General features: G+C 47.2%; 16 protein-coding genes and 1 pseudogene. 8 read left to right on the top strand and 9 right to left on the bottom strand.

Going from position 1 to position 18,246, the window contains the following annotated elements:
• Positions 1 to 43: 43 nt before the first annotated feature.
• Positions 44 to 172, bottom strand: a complete 129-nt coding sequence (locus D5E69_RS23835) for a hypothetical protein (protein WP_269430404.1) — start codon at positions 170 to 172, stop codon at positions 44 to 46.
• A 372-nt stretch (positions 173 to 544) separates the two neighbouring features.
• Here D5E69_RS23835 and proC point away from each other — a divergent pair, with 372 nt between their 5' ends.
• The 3 genes and pseudogenes from proC (at position 545) to D5E69_RS12275 (ending at position 3,850) form a co-directional block, all read left to right on the top strand.
• On the top strand, positions 545 to 1,390 hold the full coding sequence (gene proC, locus D5E69_RS12285) for a pyrroline-5-carboxylate reductase (RefSeq protein WP_159129729.1): 846 nt from the start codon (positions 545 to 547) through the stop codon (positions 1,388 to 1,390).
• Between the two features lie 25 nt (positions 1,391 to 1,415).
• Positions 1,416 to 2,525, top strand: a complete 1,110-nt coding sequence (gene proB, locus D5E69_RS12280) for a glutamate 5-kinase (RefSeq protein ID WP_048003756.1) — start codon at positions 1,416 to 1,418, stop codon at positions 2,523 to 2,525.
• 63 nt (positions 2,526 to 2,588) lie between these two features.
• A pseudogene (locus tag D5E69_RS12275) lies at positions 2,589 to 3,850 on the top strand (glutamate-5-semialdehyde dehydrogenase).
• Between the two features lie 63 nt (positions 3,851 to 3,913).
• Here the strand turns inward: D5E69_RS12275 and D5E69_RS12270 are convergent.
• The 3 genes from D5E69_RS12270 to D5E69_RS12260 all read right to left on the bottom strand — a co-directional run bounded on the left by D5E69_RS12270 (position 3,914) and on the right by D5E69_RS12260 (position 6,821).
• Positions 3,914 to 4,465, bottom strand: a complete 552-nt coding sequence (locus D5E69_RS12270) for a D-glycero-alpha-D-manno-heptose-1,7-bisphosphate 7-phosphatase (RefSeq protein WP_048014444.1) — start codon at positions 4,463 to 4,465, stop codon at positions 3,914 to 3,916.
• 205 nt (positions 4,466 to 4,670) lie between these two features.
• Positions 4,671 to 5,867 (bottom strand): class I SAM-dependent rRNA methyltransferase, encoded by a 1,197-nt coding sequence (locus D5E69_RS12265; protein ID WP_048003753.1) that lies wholly within the window; start codon positions 5,865 to 5,867, stop codon positions 4,671 to 4,673.
• Between the two features lie 117 nt (positions 5,868 to 5,984).
• Complete coding sequence (locus tag D5E69_RS12260) at positions 5,985 to 6,821, bottom strand: alpha/beta hydrolase (protein WP_048003752.1); 837 nt, start codon at positions 6,819 to 6,821, stop codon at positions 5,985 to 5,987.
• A 216-nt stretch (positions 6,822 to 7,037) separates the two neighbouring features.
• Between D5E69_RS12260 and D5E69_RS12255 the strand changes: the two genes are divergently transcribed.
• Positions 7,038 to 7,718, top strand: coding sequence for a DUF5694 domain-containing protein (locus D5E69_RS12255; protein ID WP_159129728.1), 681 nt, complete (start codon positions 7,038 to 7,040; stop codon positions 7,716 to 7,718).
• Positions 7,719 to 7,816: 98 nt separating this feature from the next.
• On the opposite strand, the gene D5E69_RS12250 is transcribed toward D5E69_RS12255, so the two are convergent.
• Entirely contained in the window at positions 7,817 to 9,052 is a 1,236-nt protein-coding gene (locus tag D5E69_RS12250) for an aminopeptidase (protein WP_053073008.1), read from the bottom strand.
• Positions 9,053 to 9,290: 238 nt separating this feature from the next.
• Positions 9,291 to 10,547, bottom strand: coding sequence for a helix-turn-helix transcriptional regulator (locus tag D5E69_RS12245; RefSeq protein ID WP_048012833.1), 1,257 nt, complete (start codon positions 10,545 to 10,547; stop codon positions 9,291 to 9,293).
• A 304-nt stretch (positions 10,548 to 10,851) separates the two neighbouring features.
• On the opposite strand from D5E69_RS12245, the gene D5E69_RS12240 reads away from it, so the two are divergent.
• Positions 10,852 to 12,042: a M24 family metallopeptidase gene (locus D5E69_RS12240; protein ID WP_159129727.1), complete on the top strand. Its 1,191-nt coding sequence runs from the start codon at positions 10,852 to 10,854 to the stop codon at positions 12,040 to 12,042.
• Between the two features lie 147 nt (positions 12,043 to 12,189).
• Positions 12,190 to 13,119 (top strand): DUF1002 domain-containing protein, encoded by a 930-nt coding sequence (locus D5E69_RS12235; RefSeq protein ID WP_048003749.1) that lies wholly within the window; start codon positions 12,190 to 12,192, stop codon positions 13,117 to 13,119.
• A gap of 1,067 nt (positions 13,120 to 14,186) precedes the next feature.
• Here D5E69_RS12235 and D5E69_RS12230 read toward each other — a convergent pair.
• The 3 genes from D5E69_RS12230 to D5E69_RS12220 all read right to left on the bottom strand — a co-directional run bounded on the left by D5E69_RS12230 (position 14,187) and on the right by D5E69_RS12220 (position 16,648).
• Complete coding sequence (locus tag D5E69_RS12230; protein ID WP_048003748.1) at positions 14,187 to 15,590, bottom strand: sensor histidine kinase; 1,404 nt, start codon at positions 15,588 to 15,590, stop codon at positions 14,187 to 14,189.
• The gene (locus D5E69_RS12225; protein WP_048003747.1) at positions 15,587 to 16,273 is read right to left on the bottom strand and encodes a response regulator transcription factor; all 687 of its coding nucleotides are present in this window, start codon (positions 16,271 to 16,273) and stop codon (positions 15,587 to 15,589) included. The genes D5E69_RS12230 and D5E69_RS12225 overlap by 4 nt, the downstream gene beginning before the upstream one ends.
• 117 nt (positions 16,274 to 16,390) lie before the next feature.
• Positions 16,391 to 16,648, bottom strand: a complete 258-nt coding sequence (locus tag D5E69_RS12220) for a YbyB family protein (protein WP_053071899.1) — start codon at positions 16,646 to 16,648, stop codon at positions 16,391 to 16,393.
• An 81-nt stretch (positions 16,649 to 16,729) separates the two neighbouring features.
• Here D5E69_RS12220 and D5E69_RS12215 point away from each other — a divergent pair, with 81 nt between their 5' ends.
• Positions 16,730 to 17,656: an NAD(P)-dependent oxidoreductase gene (locus D5E69_RS12215; protein ID WP_082140713.1), complete on the top strand. Its 927-nt coding sequence runs from the start codon at positions 16,730 to 16,732 to the stop codon at positions 17,654 to 17,656.
• Positions 17,657 to 17,719: 63 nt separating this feature from the next.
• Complete coding sequence (locus D5E69_RS12210) at positions 17,720 to 18,244, top strand: type 1 glutamine amidotransferase domain-containing protein (protein WP_048003745.1); 525 nt, start codon at positions 17,720 to 17,722, stop codon at positions 18,242 to 18,244.
• Positions 18,245 to 18,246 lie beyond the last annotated feature (2 nt).

The raw sequence follows: 18,246 nt of genomic DNA, 5'->3' as shown, positions 1-18,246 counted from the left end.
ATCCATATTTATTGTAAAAACCGGAACCGCAATGTATTCCTCATTAACCTGCCTCTGGTGAAAAGACTGCCTTCACTTTCGATGGGCTTTGACGGGAGATTCCCCATGTCCAGTTCAAGACCATGATCAGGCGCAATCCCGGTGGAGTTGTGAAATACGCATAGCGTTCCATCGTACGACCAAGACCGAAGCAAGTAACTGCCTCGGTCTTTTTTGATGGAATGATTGCTTTATTGATTCCAGGTTATTTTATCTTGAATGGATATCCATTTGATCCAGTCATCCTATACGCGATCAGGATGAGGAGGTATCAGAGTGAATCTAATGGCGTGAGACTCCTTCAGGAACATATATCCACAAATGATAACGCTTACACTTACTCATTCGGTCAATACCTAACTACTTCCCGCTTTACACTTGATATCATCCGTCAGCATGTTACGATAGTTGGCGTTGTGATACAAACACGGAAAACGGTAATCAACTTATAATCAACTTACATTCACATACAGTATCCACGAATCAATCGATTGGAGATGATTTTTTGTTAAAGGATAAAACAGTTGCATTCATGGGAGCAGGTAATATGGCGGAAGCCATGATATCAGGAACCGTGCAAAGCGGAAAGCTTTCACGTGACCAAATCATCGTATCGAATCGAAGCGATCAAAAAAAGCGTGATCAAATCAATAGGCTTTATGGTGTGAGAACGATGGGGAGCGAGAAGCTTCCATTCGATAAAATCGATGTTCTGATACTCGCTATGAAACCGAAGGATATCGACACGGTCCTCGATTCCATCAAGTACAAGGTCAATAATAAGACCGTCATCATGTCTGTCCTTGCTGGAATCACCACGAGCCACATGGAGCAGAATCTCCCTGCCGGTCAATCGGTGATCCGCGTGATGCCGAATACATCGAGCATGCTGAAAGAATCAGCTACGGCGATTTCAGCAGGACGATTCACCACTGAAATCGAGATGGAGGAAGCGCAAGAGCTGTTAAGTACAATCGGTCAAGTCTTCGTCATTCAAGAGGAGCAAATGGATATCTTTACAGGTGTAGCGGGTAGTGGCCCTGCTTACTTCTATTATTTGATGGAGCACATCGAAAAAACGGCTACAGAATCTGGGTTGTCTCCAGAAATAGCTAGGGAGATCGGTGCCCAGACCATTTATGGTGCAGCTAAAATGATGCTTGAAAGAAATGAGTCACCGACAGAACTTAGAGAAAACGTCACTTCACCAAATGGAACGACGGCAGCGGGGCTGCGTGCCCTTGATGAAAATGGTGGAGGAAAAGCGATAGCAGCTGCCGTAAAAGGGGCGCAAAAGCGCTCTGCAGAAATCAGTTCATCTTTAAAGCAAAAACATCTGGTCAGTCAATAAGGAAATATCAGCTAGGAGTGATTGAATGTCCATTAATAAGAAACGAGTCGTCATCAAAATCGGAAGCAGTTCCCTCACAAGCCTTCACGGTGAAATGAGCAGAAAGAAACTGGAGCGTCTTGTCGATGAGGTTGTCAGGTTAAAAGACGACGGCCATGAGGTCGTCCTTGTATCCTCGGGAGCGGTGGCAGCTGGCTACCGTAAACTGGGATGCCTGACGCGTCCAAGTTCACTTCCTGAAAAACAGGCGGCGGCATCCATCGGTCAGGGCCTGTTGATCGAAGCCTATTCTGATCTGTTCATTTCCCATGGTTATGTGGCATCACAGATCTTGATCACACGCAGTGATTTTTCACATGAGAACCGGTATGACAATGTCCGCAATACGATCAATGTCCTACTGGAAAGGGGCATCATCCCGATCGTGAATGAAAATGATACGGTCACTGTCGACAGGCTCAAATTTGGGGATAATGACACCCTTTCTGCTAAAGTGGCGGCCCTATCGGGTGCCGATCAGCTTATCATCCTATCGGACATCGATGGGCTTTATGATTCGGATCCACGCAAAAATCCGGATGCCACCCTGTTGGATTCTGTAACGGAAATCACGGATGACATTGAAGAAATGGCAGGAGAACCGGGTAGTTCCGTCGGTACTGGGGGAATGCGTTCGAAAATCGATGCCTTCAAGATTACGATGGCTTCAGGGATACCGGCATTCCTAGGAAAGTCCGGTGTCAATAACATCATCTATGATGCCGTCCAACATACGGCAAAAGGAACCTATTTCGAAGCCGATGACAACTCGATCAACTTGAATTCCAAGAAACAATGGATTGCATTCAACTCCGGACCAGAGGGAGAAATCACCATCGACGCAGCAGCAAAAGATAGACTGATTGGAAAACAAGGCAGTCTGACCATCGAAGACGTATACACGGTGAAGGGCCACTTCAGGAAAGGGGCCGTCGTGAGGATCCTGGATCAGCGTAATGAACAGGTTGCCCTTGGTGTTGTCAATTATCGTTCAGGTAAACTTAAAGATCCGATCGACATTGACGAGAATGAAATCGTTGTAGAAACCGATGCACTGGTTTGTCATATCGAAGTACCGCTTCCGATTGGAGTATGAAAATAGTAATTCGACCCTATTGTCTTGACACTCAAGCCATTGAAATTCTTTAGGAGGTATTGGATGACTTTAACAATTGAAAAGACTGATGTGAAGAAGCAGGCGAAGCTGGCACAGGATGCATCCAAGAAACTGGCTATGCTTTCTACCGAAGAAAAGAACAACGTGCTCCATGAACTTGCCGACCATCTTGAAAATCATATGGAACCTATCTTGGCAGCAAATGCCAAAGATCTGGAAGCCGGTAAAGAAAAAGGCTTCGATGAGGCCCTCATGGACCGTCTATCCCTTGATGAACAAAGGATCAGGGACTTTGCCGAAGGGCTTCGGGAAGTAGCAGAGCTTGAAGATCCAACAGGGAAAACGATAACGGATTGGACGCTGGAAAACGACCTTCTCGTTGAAAAAGTGACCGTCCCCCTCGGGGTCATCGGCATGATTTATGAAGCCCGCCCGAATGTAACGGTAGATGCGACGGGATTGGCCATTAAATCCGGAAATGCCATCGTCCTTAAAGGCGGCTCCAATGCCATTCAGTCCAATAAAGCCATTGTTGATGTCATGCATGACGCCCTAAAGAATTCAGCGGTGCCGAGTGAAGCCGTGCAGTTCATCAATTCAACCGACCGTGAAGCCACCAATGCCCTTTTCACGATGAAAGAGCATATCGATGTCCTTATTCCACGGGGGGAGGGGCTTTGATTCAGGCAGTGGTTGACAATGCAACGGTACCGGTACTGGAAACAGGCGTGGGAAATTGTCATATTTATATTGATGAAGATGCTGATGTGCAAAAGGCTCTGAACATCATCATTAATGCCAAAACCGATCGTCCTGCTGTCTGTAATGCAGCAGAAACACTATTGATCCACGAAAAATGGTTCAGCATGAATCATAAGGTTCTCTTCGATACCCTTGAGCAACATGGTGTAACGGTTCACGGAGATAAGACAGTGGTCAATCATAAGTCAGATGCCATTCCAGCAGACGAATCCGACTGGGCCAACGAATATCTAAGTCTCGACATTGCCGTCAAGGTAGTAGGGAATGTGGATGATGCAGCAGCACATATCGATCGCTATGGGACGAAGCACTCAGAAGCGATTGTGACAGAAAACGGGAAAACGGCGAAACGCTTCATGATGCTTGTGGACGCAGCCGCCCTTTATCACAATGCTTCAACCAGATTCACGGATGGAAGTGCACTGGGGTTCGGTGCAGAGATCGGGATTTCCACTCAAAAACTCCATGCCAGAGGCCCGATGGGGCTGCCGGCGCTCACGACCATCAAGTATCTAATGCATGGTGATGGCCAGATCCGGTAAATGATCAACCCAAAGAGGCAGTCGTTGACTGCCTCTTTTACATGCATTAAGCCGTGGCACTAATCACGTTTGAATAAGGGTGCTGGATGCATCATCGACCAGAAAAAGGGAAGCTTCCCACAGGTCAGGGAATACGAAATCTGCCTCCACCCCCGGAAGCGGTGCATCGGAGATCAAGATGGTTTTACAGCCGGCGTTTTGTCCTGCCAGGATATCCGGCTCCCGGTCACCGACCATATAGGATGAAGTCAGATCGATTCCGTGACGCTCGGCCAAATCCAGGAGCATGCCCGCTTCAGGTTTGCGGCATGTACATGCTGCATGGGGCGCATGTACACAGGCTGCCACTTCTTTGATGATCCCACCGAAGGAAGAGAGTTCTTCCAGCATAAATGCATGAATGTCCTCTAATTGTCCAGGGTCTAGAAACCCTAGGCCGACGCCTCCCTGATTCGTCACGATAAACAGCTCATATCCTCCATTACTCAAGAGCTTTATGGCTTCTTTGACCCTCGGTAAGAAGAAAAATTGATCACGGCGATTCACAAATTTCACTCGCTTCGATTTCACTTCATTGATGACCCCATCCCGGTCCAGAAATATCGCTTTTTTCAACAATAACCCTCCATTTTCGCTACTATTCAACATAATCATGTCATATCATGCGCTTTCCGGGGAAATAACTGAACATTCAGTATTTTAGGCTTGTGCATTCTTGTGCCATGGCAGGTAGGACAGGGGCGGAAATCATTAGGCCCCTGTCCCTCACAATGGCGACATTCGTATCAAGGTATGCTTTTCAGCTGTTGCCAAATGGCCGTCATTTCCCTTTTTTGATGAATGCCACTTTCAGATAATCACCCTGCTTGTACTGACTCATTGTTTTGAAGTCTTCAGGTAGGGAGTACTGCTCAAGTATGGTGTACTTTTCGCCCATTTCCCTGAATGCACGATCAATGAACTCGTGGAATCTCTTCATATCGAATGTACTGCAATTGGTCGAAGCCACTATGACGCCCCCATCAGATGTGATTGAAATGGCATCCTTCAAAAGGGAGGGGTAGTCTTTTTGTGCACTGAATGTGTGCTTTTTCGAGCGTGCAAAGCTTGGTGGATCAAGAATCACCAGGTCATAGGACCGTTCTTTCTTTACTGCATACTTAAAGAAGTTGAACACATCTTCCACGATGATGTTCTGGCTTTCGTAATCGATCCCGTTGATGCTGAATTGCTCAATCGTTTTACTCAAGCTGCGGTTGGCAAGGTCGACACTCGTGGTGACCGAAGCGCCTCCAAGAGAAGCTGCAACAGAGAAGGCCCCAGTGTAAGAGAACGTATTCAGCACGGTTTTTCCTTCGGAATAAGCATCCATGATCCGCTTTCTGACTTCCCGCTGATCAAGGAAGACACCTACCATGGCCCCATCGTTCAAATAAACGGCGAACTGGATGCCATTTTCTTTGACAAGCAGCGGAAACGTCGCTTTGTCGCCTTCTACAAAGTCATCATCCTCCACGTATTGCCCATCATGGGCAAAGCGTTTCTTCTCGTAAGTCCCTTTCCATCCCTTGATGTCTTTCACGGCACGGTAGACTTCTTCACGGAATGAATAAGCTCCCAGGGAGTACCATTGAATCAAGTAATATCCGTTGAAATGATCGATGGTGAATCCTCCAAAGCCGTCGCCTTCCCCATTGAAAACACGGAACGCGGTGGTGTCCTCGTTAAAGTAAAAGTGAAGGCGCTGATTGACTGCCAGCTCAATTTTCCTCTTGATGAAGTCCTCATTGATCGCTTCGGTTTCCTTCCAGCTCAAAAGCCAGCCCAGCCCTTTATTTTGTTTCCCGTAATACCCTCGGGCTATGAAGGAATGTGCATGGTCCGTCAATTTGATGATGGTTCCTTCCTCTATATCACTCATTCGGGTATTGAGATGTTCTTTTTGGAGAAGAGGGAACCCCTTCTTGAATGATTTTACATGTTTGGGATTTGCCTGGATCGTAATCTCGTTCGTCATATGCTTCATCCTAATCTATGATTTCTGTCATGTGTAGTATAGAGGTTAATCTCTTGTGGTGCAAGGGATTGGGAAGGGGAAGGAGAATAAAAAAAGACATCCATCGATGGATGGATGTCACTGATCCCAAAGGAATTCCCCGACGAGTTTATCGACTTTCAACGTTTCATGCATGCCGCTGTGGGTGATGCGGTTATCGTACACGATGGTCGTTTGAACATCTTGATTTGCAAAGATTTCTTTACTGAACGTGGCACTTTGGGTGTTGACGACTCCGTCCCCACTTCCCCCGATGGACAGCATCTTTAGCCCCTCAGGAAGCTGGTGCGCATCCTGGTACATTTTTTGCAGGGCACCTGATTCCGGTTTAAGATCGATCACAGCCGCACCGGTGTTGATTTGGTCATAAGAAGATTTTGTAACCCCCTGAAATGGAGTGGCAATCGTAATGAACCTTTCTGTCTTAGGAACAAAGGGGTTTTCGCTCGTCTGTTCAAGATATACGGTGGAAGCGAGTCCCCCCATTGAATGACTCACGATGTTGATGTTCTCCACACCGTATTCGTGATGCAGGAACTTCATGGCATTCTCAAGCCAAATGGCCTGCTTTTCCAAAGAGGCACGGTTATCTTCGAAGATGACCTGAACGAATGGTGTGGAACTTGGGTCACTGGGGATATCTCCGTCGTGTTCAACGCTGCCGTCCTGCCTCACATAGATCTCAAGCACTTTCTGTCCCCATCCATGATCGTCCTGGAAGCGTTCAAGCATGGTTTTAAACGAATTATATGTGCCTTTATATCCATGGACAAACACTGTGGGATATTGTTGCTCGGCCGTGAGAGGCTGCTCGCTGGACTCAACGTCCTGTGATTCAAAAAGGATATATGCGATAAGGAAAACAAAACAGAGGGCAATACTCCATATGTAGACCCGCTTGGATTTAAAAGACATATCATTTCTCTCCCTTAAAAAGGTATATCCTTATTGTAAGCCATATGAGAAGTCTTGAATATGTTATAAAAGAAATTAATTTGTCATATTGTATGTAATTATTGGTAATATAGAGGAGTATTGGCATGAATCCGTTTTCCTGTTTGGAATGGAGAGAGAAAAATTTAATTAGAGTCGCCTTGAATAGTGGGGGCATATGAAGAAGGGGGAGTAGCAGTGAAAAAAGAAATCGTCCTTGTGGGGACATTCCATTTTGAACAAGATACGGAAACAATCGCTCATAAAGAAACGGAAATCAACGAACTGGTAAAACACTTGGCTCGTTTCAAACCGACAAAAATTGCGTTGGAATGGGAAGCCTCAAAGGACCAGGAACTGAATGAGCAATATTCAGATCGTCATGGGGGTTATTCCCCGGATGAAATTCAGCAGATCGGTTTCAGGCTGGCAAGGCATGTCGGACATGATAAAGTCTATGCGGTGAACTGGGGAGGCGGGATCACGGAAGAAGATATGCTGACACTCAACACGACCATTCAACGTACCTATCCGGATATTGTCCATAACATGCAGAATATAGGAGAACACTCCCCGGAAATCAGTCCGGATATTCCGTTGATGACATCCTACAAAGATCTGAATGATCCAAAGATCGTCAAGGAAATTGAGAACATGTACTTATCATTCATCGTGGTGTCTGAGGGTGAAAACCAGATCGGCTTTGATTTCTTACGAAAGTGGGTTGAAAGGGAACTGATGATCTTCAAGAATGTGGTCGATGTGTGCGGTGATGGGGACCGACTGCTGCTTCTGGTTGGAGGAGACCAGGTATGGATGCGGAAATCCTTATTCGAGGGGAGTGGGTGGAAGGTGATCAATCCATTTGCCGGTGAATGAGATGGAGGATTACAAGTGCAAGTGTACATAATGACATGAAAAGACCCGCATCCAGGCGGGTCTTTTGTATTTGTTGTGTCATCGGTGGTAGACAGAACTTATTCTGCCCAATCCCCTTTTTCGAAAATGCTGACTTTGGTGCCGTCAGCCTTGGTGCCTTCAATGGACAGTTCGCCTGAACCGATCATAAAGTCGACGTGTGTGCCGCTCTGATTGAAGCCGATGTCCGCGAGCTCATCTTGCGAGCGGCCGTTCCCGTCTTTCACGCATACCTGAAGGGCCCTGCCGAGTGCAAGATGACAGGAAGCATTTTCATCAAAGAGAGTATTATTGAAAACCACATTCGTATTCGAAATCGGGGAGTCATGCGGAACCAAGGCGACTTCTCCGAGGTGTCTGGCCCCTTCATCCAGGTCAAGGAGGTTCTTCAGCGTCTCATACCCTTCTTCAGCTGAGAAGTCCACCACTTTTCCATCCTTGAACGTAAGGGAGAAGTCTTTGATGATCGTTCCACCGTAGTTCAAGGGCTTTGTACTCGAGACGATGCCATTGACGCCGTCCTTCACTGGAATGGTAAAGACTTCTTCAGTCGGAAGGTTCGGCACAAACTTGGTTCCTGTGTCGCTTGTGAACTCTGCGCTGAGCCACTGGGTTTCAGGATGGAGTTCGATTGTCAGATCCGTTCCGGGTCCCTTGTAATGGAGGAGTCTGAGGTCTTGACTGTTCAAGCGGTCGGCATGTGTATTCAGAGAGGCGATATGATCCTTCCAAAGGCCGACGGTGTCATCCTGATCGGCCCGCGTCGTGTAGAAGATATTCTTCCACAATTCATCGAGTGCCTTTTCTTTGTCGAGCTCTGGGAAAACACTTTCTGCCCATTCATCGGACGGATGGGCCGCGATGAGCCAGTTGATTTTTCCTCCTCCTATGTAAGCCGAGAAATCCTTTGTGGCGATGGCCGCCGCTTTATTCAATGCTGCCACCTTGGCCGGGTCACTGTTTTTTAAGATCGAAGGGTTCGGTGCAATCAGGTTGAGGAGTGCCCCGTTTTGTTCAGCAAACTCGATCATCCCTTTTGCTTTCCATTCTGGATATACTTCAAGAAATTCCTCGTTGGAATGTTCAATACGGATTTTTTTGAATTCTTCATCATAAAACTCGGGAAGGACGATGGCGGCTCCTGCTTCGTAGGCTTTCCGTGCGACAATCTTCACGAAAGAAGCGGTGGACAGCGGTGCTTGTATGCTCAGGTGTTGGCCTTTCTGCAGGTTAAGTCCCACTTTGATGAGCAGCTCTGCATAGTTTTCCAGCTTTTGTTGAAATTCTTGAATCACGTTGATTCCCCCTTATGTATGTTTCCTTCTTACTATATCTTTTTCTTCAGAAAATTTCACCAAAAATGAAAATCCGCACCGGCATCGACCGGTACGGACTTCATGTTCTTTTATTGTTTGACACTGAATGGTGGGAATTCCTCTTCGTTCACCTGGTTGATGACCACGGCAGTCAAAGCCATGGATGTCAGACAGATCGCGATGATGGTGGATGTCACTTTTTTCATATTCTCACCTCCTAAAAAGATACCATCTGTTCATAGATGTCATTGGCTTCTTTGAAATAAAAGGCGGCATTTTTGTATTTTCTCATCCCTTGGTAATATTGGCCAAGGAGTGTAGAATACGTCGCATATAAGATCTTCATATCGTGACGATAGAAAAATGGGAGGGCTTGGTCCTTCATAAATGGTTCGAACCCGTCCTTGAACTCTTCCGACGCATACCGGTAATAGCATAGCTCGTAGTATTTCGCAGGGTGATTTTCCGGGCTGCAGAGGGTCAGACCACGATCCAGCCATTCGGTCATCTCCCGACGATGATTCAATTTATGATATTCCTTAACAAGGGAGAGGATGGAATAAAGCTGACCTTCCGTATCCGCTACTTTCAGGTCGATGCTCCTCAAAAAGTGACGGATGGCCTCATGGCTTTCACCGGATAGGGACTTCATATAGCCAAGATTTTGTTCCACCTTCGAGCGGAGCAGGGTATAGTGGATGGTTTCAGAAATATACCCCGCCCATTCATAATGTTTATTGGCTTCATCCAAAGATCCGATCCTTCTGTAGCAGATGCCGAGAAGCAGATGGACCTCTGCACATCGTTTCTGGAAGTAGACGCTTTGAAAGATGTTCAACGCTTTTTCTCCATAATATAGTGCGAGCCGAAAATGATTCAAACGGGTCTTGACAAGGCTTGACAGGTAATATAAATCTGCCCGTTCTTCTTCGTTCACGACGTTTCCCGTCACATAAAAGGTCTCGGCTTCTTTCAGCTCATTCTCCGCCTTAGTGTATTCATTCATTAGATAATAGTAGTTTCCCCGATACTTATGGAAGTAGAATTTCAATAGATCCGTCATGTCCGGATAGCTTTTATGAATTTCATTCAATCGGACACGCGCTGCTTTAAGGTCGAGATGAATCAGCTCGGATCGGAAACAAAGGATCTGATAGTAGAGATGGGGTGTGAGTTCGTCTACCTTATCCAAACGTAATTTGATGGACGTCTCCATTTCGTCTGCTTCCTCCAATGAATTCCATAAGAGCAGGCGATTCCATTTCTCCAGTTTTTTCAGGACGCTGCGATGGTCATCCATCAGATTGGAAATCCCCAGTCGTTCACAAAGGAGTTCGATGATTTCCTGTGAAGGGGAAATGGAGTTGTTCTCGATTTTCGAAAGATAGGAAACGGATAAAATCCCCTTAGATAGTTCCTCTTGGGTCAGTTGACGCTTCTGTCGGTGAAAGCGGATTTTAGAACCGATGGTCATATGATCAGCTCCTCTTTCCCGCAATGATGCAGGTTCTGATGATGTACTAGAATGGTATCATAAATAGAGAACAAACGTTTTGAATATTCCTATAATTATATTTTTTTTTGGGTATTTCGATCCGCCACCGAAGGCAGATTAGTATTGACGCTTTGATATATGGGAGATTGGAACGTCATAAAGGAGGAATTTGGCGAAATGTGTAGAATCCTATGCGATGTAGACTTAAACACACGTTAAAGGGGCGATATAAATGAAAGAAATGGCTTCACATATACTCCCGCTGAAGAAGAGGGAAGAGATCATGAATAGATGGCTTTTCCACCGTTTGAATACGTTGCTTCCCATGTTGATGAAAAAACATGGTGTCGGGATGTGGGTCACAATTGGGAGGGAGTACCATGAAGATCCGTCCCTTGCTACGCTATATCCCTCTGCCGTCGATAGCTCCCGGAGGTTGACGATCCTGGTCTTCACCATGGAGGGCGGAATTCTGAAACGTTCAGTCATTCATACCAATCCTGATTTTGAGCCTTTTTATGAGCGGGTGTGGAATCCTGCAACCGAAGATCAGTGGGAGTGCCTGGTCAGGATGATCAAGGAGAAGGACCCGAAAACCATTGCGCTTAATACTTCCAATGTATTTGCAGCATGTGATGGCCTTACTCATTCCATCTACTCCAAATTGACAGAGCTGGTCCCTCGTTACACCGATCGATTCATCTCTGCTGAGCCTCTGTTGGTCGAATGGTTTTCATTGCGGACCCGGAAGGAACTGACTGCGTATCCTTTCATAGCGGAAGCTGCGAGGGAAATCGCCGCAACCGCCCTTTCGAGGAATGTCATCCATCCTGGCATCACAACGACTGATGATGTAGTGGAATGGATCCGTCAGAAGGTGCTGGATCTCGGATTGAAGACATCCTTTTACCCAACGGTGGATCTACAGCGGAAGGGAGCTGCCATGGACCGGATCGAAGGTGAAATCATCAGGCCTGGGGATATCGTCCACCTCGACTTCGGGATCGAGTATCTCGGTATTGCCACCGATACGCAGCAGCTGGCGTATGTTTTATCGCCAGGGGAAGAAAAGCCGCCGCAGGGACTGATCACTGCATTCAAAAAGGCCCTGAGAATGGAAGACATCATCATGGATGAATTAAAACCCGGGGTATCAGGTAATGACGTCTTCCTCAGATCCACAGCAAGGATGGCTGAAGAGGAACTGAAGGGGATGATCTACACCCACCCAGTCGGGGTCCACTGCCACGAAGTCGGTGCATTGATTGGATTGTACGATCTCCAAGGACCTGTTCCAATCAAAGGAGAGCTCCCTGTCACCGACCAGACGCTGTATGCACTGGAATTCAACTGCAGGGACTATATCCCAGAGTGGGGGCAGGAGGTGCCGATCTACCTAGAGGAACCCGTTGCCGTCATCGGAGGGAAGGCAGAATATATGGCGAAGCGTCAAAGCGGGTTTTATTTAATCTGATTGCCACCATTCTCCCGGAGCAGATATGCTATAATGTTGAAAGTTCCTGTAACCTCATCGAGGGGGAACACGTCTTATAGTAAGAGTCACCCATGCAGAAGGGGGAAGCATGAAGTGACGGAGCGAAATGATAAGAGGAGAATGAGTATGAAAAAGAGATTCATAATGTTTGTAACAGCTGCCCTGATGATGACAACGGTTCAGACGAGTGCATTTGCTTCCGATAATTCCAAAGACAAAGATAGTATAAACGAGAAATTCGGTGTGCCGATCGTTGTGTACGGGGAAACACTGACAGCCGATCAGAAGAAAGAGGTTCAGCGCGAATTGGGAATCGATGCTGACACAGATGTGGAAGAGTTCGTCGCCAATGGAGACGATCTTGTCAAGTACATCGAAGGGGAGAACCGCAATGCCCGTATGTTTTCTTCTGCAAAGATCACCCGAGTTGAAAAAGGTGAAGGCCTGAATGTGGAAATTGTAACCCCATCCAACATCACCGAGGTGACGGATACGATGTATGCCAATGCCCTGTTAACCGCCGGGGTAGAGAATGCTGTCGTGGAAGTCGCATCTCCAGTGAAAGTAAGTGGTCATTCTGCCCTGGTAGGTATTTATAAGGCCTACGATGAGAGCGGGGAAGAGCTCGACACCGTCCGTATGGAAGTAGCCAACGAAGAACTGAATGTCGCAACTGAAATCGCAAAGGATTCTGGTGTGGATAAAGAAGAAATCAGCCAGCTCCTGACCGAAATCAAAAAAGAAATCGCGGAACAGAACCCTGCGACAAAAGAAGAAGTGGAGCAGATTGTCGAGGAAAAGCTGAAAACATTGAAAATCGAGTTATCACCTGAGGATCGCCAGCTTCTCATTGATCTGTTTGAAAAGATGCGTTCCCTTGATATCGATTTTGATAATGTGCAGCAGCAGCTTGAGGATCTGACAAAGGACATCCAGTCCAAGATCAAGGATATTGTGCAGGATGAAGGACTCGGGCAGAAGATATCCGACTTCTTCACCGGACTGATTGAAGCCATCGGGAACTTCTTCAAGTCCATTAAAGGGTGGTTCAGCTGAGCCTTTTCTCACCTGTAGAAGAATGAAGAACATGGCCAAATCGATTTTCGGTTTGGCCATGTTTTTTTCATTTGTCCTTGATAGAGGTTTCCTGCATGATCCCCATGCAGGAAAGGAGAAGGTGTACCCTGTAGCCACCCGCTTTCGATGGGGCGTGCGGTGAGCCGCTTCGGCAAGCGTGCTCTCACCCTGCACGCTTTTCCCATATGAGTCGGGTGGCCTCTGCTGCACTGCACTGTGTGGAACTGGATGAGTGAACGCTATCTGGCCATCCACCTTCTCATTAGATATGGTTGGAAGAAGGGCGCTCTGTTTCGCTGCTGCCGTCCGCTTTCCTGCGGGGTGGACGGTGAGCCGCTTCAGCTGCGCTTGCAGGGTCTTACCTGCCCACTATTCCCGCGGGAGTCGTCCTGCCTCCGCTGCACTGCACGGTGTAGATTTGGATGAGTGAACGCTATCTGGCCATCCACCTTTTTATTAGATATGGATGGAAGATGGGGCGTTCCGTTCCGCTGCGGCCGACCGCTTTCCTGCGGGGTGGACGGTGAGCCGCTTCAGCTGCGCCGCTTGCAGGGTCTCACCTGCCCACTATTCCCGCGGGAGTCGGTCGGCCTCCGCTGCACTGCACTGTGTGCTTTTAAGACGTGGTAGCTAATGTTAATGGGAAAGATCATTTCATTATGATGGTAAGTAGAGGTAGCGATACTGTTTATCAGATCAGGCTAAAATTCAAATGAATGACTCTATAGTCAGATCGAATATCACCTTGGTTAAAACCACAGAGTGGATTGAAGCGGAAAGCGCCTGTAGCGAAAAGGAACGGTCCTGTGCCCTTTACACACGTTTAAAGAAAAACGATTCCCAAATCGACCATTCGCTTTGAAAACGTCTCACATACAGAACAGCCTTATTTTTTTCCGCACCGTGAAAAAACAAGCTGCCGGCTACCGGCAGCTTGTTGGCTTTTAAAGAAACATTAAGGGTGTATTTGCAAATCCAAGCATTTTTATCAGTGTATCTATTTCGCAAGAAGATCAAACTGTTCGTTCATTCGCAAGATAGTGAAATCAAAGTTTCAATAAAGGAATCTTCACCGTCACCGTTGTCCCCGCACCTTCCTCACTCTCTATTTGCATGGAGCCGCCGTGACGGTGGAGGATCTCTTTGGCAATCGAGAGGCCGAGACCATAGCCTCCGGAGTTTCGTGTGCGTGACAGGTCGGAACGATAGAATCGCTCCCCGATCCTCGGAATCGAGGAAGAAGGGATGCCGATTCCGTGATCCCGTATGGAGATAAGGGCTTCATCTCCCTGCCTTGACGAGCGCAGGATGATTTTCCCTTGAGGCTTTGAGTACTTGATGGCATTATCCAATACATTATAGACAACCTGGCGGATCCGATCGGGATCTCCGTTGATGATCGTTTCTTCGTCCAAGGACTTCTCCAGTACAAGATCTTTCTCAAGTGCATGGGGCTGTACGAGAGAAAGTGTATCGGATAGCAACTCTGAGAGGACAATCGGTTCGAATTCCAAATGAGAGGACGAATCCTCCAATTTATTGAGTTCGAGAAGCTCATTGATCAGCTTCTGCATCCGGATGCTTTCTTTCTGGATCAGTTTTAAGCTTTCCTCCGCATCGTCCGGGTCCGTATGGACTTTATCCATGAGAACAGCCGTGTACCCTCCGATATAGGTGAGAGGGGTCCGTAGCTCGTGGGCAACATTTGATAAGAACTGTCTTTTCCGCTCTTCCTGATTTTCAAGGGAGTCGACCATGTGATTGAAGGTCCGCCCGAGTTCGCTCATTTCATCATTCCTCGACACATCGAGCCTTTTGGAGAAATCCCCGTTTGCTACCCTGTTCGAGAATGCCTTCATCTCTTTGACTGGTTTGAAGAGCGACCCAAGTGTCGACTGGATGATGACGAACAAGAGGAAATAGAACATCGTTCCTGCCAATACAAGGATCGGGATCCCTTTTTGGAACACTTCAGTCATCTCGGCCAAAGGGATATAGATGTAGATATAGCCCATATGACGTTCTTCATTCATGAGGGGGAATACGGCCCCGACGATATTCCGGTCAAATTCCTTTACGTACCCTTCTTTCAACACATGTTGTCCTTTATCAAGAAGAGCGGTATCTTCCTTGGATAGAAGCGGCTCACCATCCACCTTGTATGGGAAGTTCTCCTTCAATTCATGGAGGCTGTCCACCACATCGACCTTATAGGGGGAGATGACGTTGTACCAGAGGATCTTATCTTTGATATCCCCGCTTACTTCACCGTAGTGGTAATGAGCCGTCGTCCGCTCTCCCTGATAGAGGATCGATTCCTTCATCGTCCCGATATACAGATCCTTATAAAGGAAATGCATGAAAAGGAAGGAAAACAAAATGGTGAAAAGAAGACTAAGAAGAAGAAGCATGGAAACCTTCTTATTCAGTGTCCAGGATCGCTTTTTCAAGGTCTTGCCTCGAATTTATAACCCAGTCCCCAAACGGTTTTGATCAGCATTCCATGGTCCTTCAGCTTTAATCTCAGTGTCTTGATATGGGTGTCCACGGTCCTGTCGCTTCCCTCATAATCGCTTCCCCAGATTTTGTCTAGAAGCTGATCCCGTTTGTACACCCGGCCTTCATTGCGGGCGAGGTATAAGAAGAGCTCATATTCCTTGAGGGTGAGACGGGGGGATAGTTCTTCCACGGTGACGGTTCTGGATGCCAGATTGAAGGAGACGGGACCATAGGTTTCCGACATGGCATGATTGTTCACCTTCAGACCATAGGACCGCCTGAGGATCCCTTCAACTCTTGCCAGAAGTTCTTCTGCATGGAAGGGCTTTACCATATAGTCGTCTCCGCCGAGTTTCAGTCCCTTTACTTTATCCATATCGTCCCCTTTGGCAGAAAGGAAGATAAAAGGGACCTCGCTCGTCTTACGTACCTCTGAAAGGAGCTCATATCCATCCATAAAAGGCATCATGATGTCGACGATCATCATATCGATGGGATTCTCCTTCAAAAGCGATAGCGCCTCGATTCCATTTTCTGCTTCAAAGCAATCATAGTGTTCTTTATGTAAATAAAGTTTAATCAATTTTCTCATAGGTGCCTCATCGTCCACGATAAGGATCTTCCATCGTTTCATCAACCATCTCTCCTTATTGCACATTCCTTCTTCCCCATTATAAGACAAATTGGTGAAACTTTTATGTGTATCGGACGGAAAGATGAAAAAATCCCCGGGGTATGCCCCGGGGATGCATCAATGTTGTTTAGTTTCGTTAAAATACTGTACGGACGTCATCGCGCCCTCACTCACCATCTTGTTGTCTTCGACATTCTGAGGGTGAGGGACCCCGCCCTTGTCGACGATGTCGCGGCTCTTCTTTTTGATTTTCGTGACGATCCCGTGTCTGAGATTATGAAGTTGATTCCGTTTTTCCTTAGATGAAAGCAGCCATCCGATGGACCCGGCCGTCACGGTTGCTCCTACAAGAAATGTTTTATTGATTTTCATCATCGATCTCCTCCTTGATTTTATCTTGTTTGGGGTATCTTTTCCCCTGACTCATAAAGTTAAACGTCAGCCATGGACAAAAGCATGGTTTTGAAAGAAAATATTAGCAGGAACAGTGAAGGGAGAGATAGAAGGATGGAGATGAAAAATCAAAAGATCGGGTTCATCGGGACAGGCGTTATGGGAAAAAGCATGGCACGCCATCTTCTGAATGCAGGCTATGAGGTGCTGATCTATACAAGAACGCATTCCAAGGCAGACGATCTCCTCGAGGAAGGTGCAGTTTGGGTGGAAAACCCAGCAGTGGTCGCCAAGGAAGCCGACATTGTGATGACGATGGTAGGGTATCCCTCCGATGTGGAGGAGCTTTATCTCGGGAAAGGAGCCATCCTTGAAAACATGAAGGAAGGAACCATTGCCATTGATTTCACTACCTCTTCACCAAAGCTTGCTGAGACCATTTTCATGGAAGCGAAAACACGTGGTATACATAGTTTGGACGCACCCGTGTCCGGTGGTGATATCGGTGCCAAAAATGGGAGCTTGTCCATCATGGTGGGGGGAGAGGAGGACACGTTTGAAGCCGTACGGCCCATCCTGGAGATCGTAGGATCGAACGTGGTTCTACAAGGGAGTGCAGGTGCGGGTCAGCACACGAAAATGTGCAACCAGATCACCATCGCCTCGAACATGATCGGAGTCAGCGAAGCCTTGATGTACGCGAAAAAATCTGGACTTGACCCGGATAAGGTCCTGCGGAGCATCACGAGCGGAGCAGCGGGAAGTTGGTCTCTCAGCAACCTCGTTCCCCGGATGATCAAGGGAGACTTTGCCCCGGGCTTCTATGTAAAGCATTTCATAAAGGATTTAAAGATTGCCCTCGATTCTGCCTCAGAAATGGGCATGCGGACGCCCGGTCTGGAGCTCGCTCTAAGCCTATATGAGGAACTGGACGCTCTTGGTGAGGGTGAGAGCGGGACACAGGCCTTGATCAAAGTCCTTGAGCGCTGAAGTTGCAACAATGAACGGAATGATCGACAATGAACATGAAACTATTTTTAGTGAGGTGTTACGATGAGTTTGACAGGTAAACGCGTGCTGCAGCTCGTAAGCGACGATTTTGAAGATCTGGAATTATGGTATCCGGTCCTTCGTTTGAGGGAAGAAGGGGCAGTCGTCCATATTGCCGGAGAGGAAAAAAACAAAACGTATAAGGGTAAGTACGGAGTTCCCATCACATCCGACCACAGTTTCCATGAAGCGGATGCTGATGAGTACGACGCCATCCTTGTCCCGGGAGGCTGGTCTCCTGATAAGCTGAGAAGATACGACTCCATTCTTTCGCTGATTAAAGAAATGGACAAAGCAAAGAAACCGATCGGACAGATCTGTCACGCTGGCTGGGTCCTCATCTCCGCTAAGATCTTGGACGGTGTAAACGTCACCAGTACTCCGGGAATCAAGGATGATATGGAGAATGCAGGTGCTAAGTGGTTCGATGAGCCCGTTGTCGTTGATGGGCACATCATCTCAAGTAGACGACCACCGGATCTTCCCGACTATATGAGGGAGTTCATCGGGGTCCTTCAAAAAAAATAGAG

Source organism: Rossellomorea marisflavi (assembly GCF_009806575.1).
Lineage (GTDB): Bacteria > Bacillota > Bacilli > Bacillales > Bacillaceae_B > Rossellomorea > Rossellomorea marisflavi_A.
Note: the sequence above shows the minus strand (reverse complement) of the source record. Positions and strands in the feature narration are given on the sequence as shown.

Coding starts and splice junctions, on each gene's coding strand:
- D5E69_RS23835 (WP_269430404.1), bottom strand. CDS start 172: ATGGAACGCTATGCGTATTTCACAACTCCACCGGGATTGCGCCTGATC.
- D5E69_RS12215 (WP_082140713.1), top strand. CDS start 16,730: ATGGTTTTGAAAGAAAATATTAGCAGGAACAGTGAAGGGAGAGATAGA.
- D5E69_RS12245 (WP_048012833.1), bottom strand. CDS start 10,547: ATGACCATCGGTTCTAAAATCCGCTTTCACCGACAGAAGCGTCAACTG.
- D5E69_RS12220 (WP_053071899.1), bottom strand. CDS start 16,648: ATGATGAAAATCAATAAAACATTTCTTGTAGGAGCAACCGTGACGGCC.
- D5E69_RS12235 (WP_048003749.1), top strand. CDS start 12,190: ATGAAAAAGAGATTCATAATGTTTGTAACAGCTGCCCTGATGATGACA.
- D5E69_RS12210 (WP_048003745.1), top strand. CDS start 17,720: ATGAGTTTGACAGGTAAACGCGTGCTGCAGCTCGTAAGCGACGATTTT.
- D5E69_RS12265 (WP_048003753.1), bottom strand. CDS start 5,867: ATGACGAACGAGATTACGATCCAGGCAAATCCCAAACATGTAAAATCA.
- D5E69_RS12240 (WP_159129727.1), top strand. CDS start 10,852: ATGAATAGATGGCTTTTCCACCGTTTGAATACGTTGCTTCCCATGTTG.
- D5E69_RS12260 (WP_048003752.1), bottom strand. CDS start 6,821: ATGTCTTTTAAATCCAAGCGGGTCTACATATGGAGTATTGCCCTCTGT.
- D5E69_RS12225 (WP_048003747.1), bottom strand. CDS start 16,273: ATGAAACGATGGAAGATCCTTATCGTGGACGATGAGGCACCTATGAGA.
- proB (WP_048003756.1), top strand. CDS start 1,416: ATGTCCATTAATAAGAAACGAGTCGTCATCAAAATCGGAAGCAGTTCC.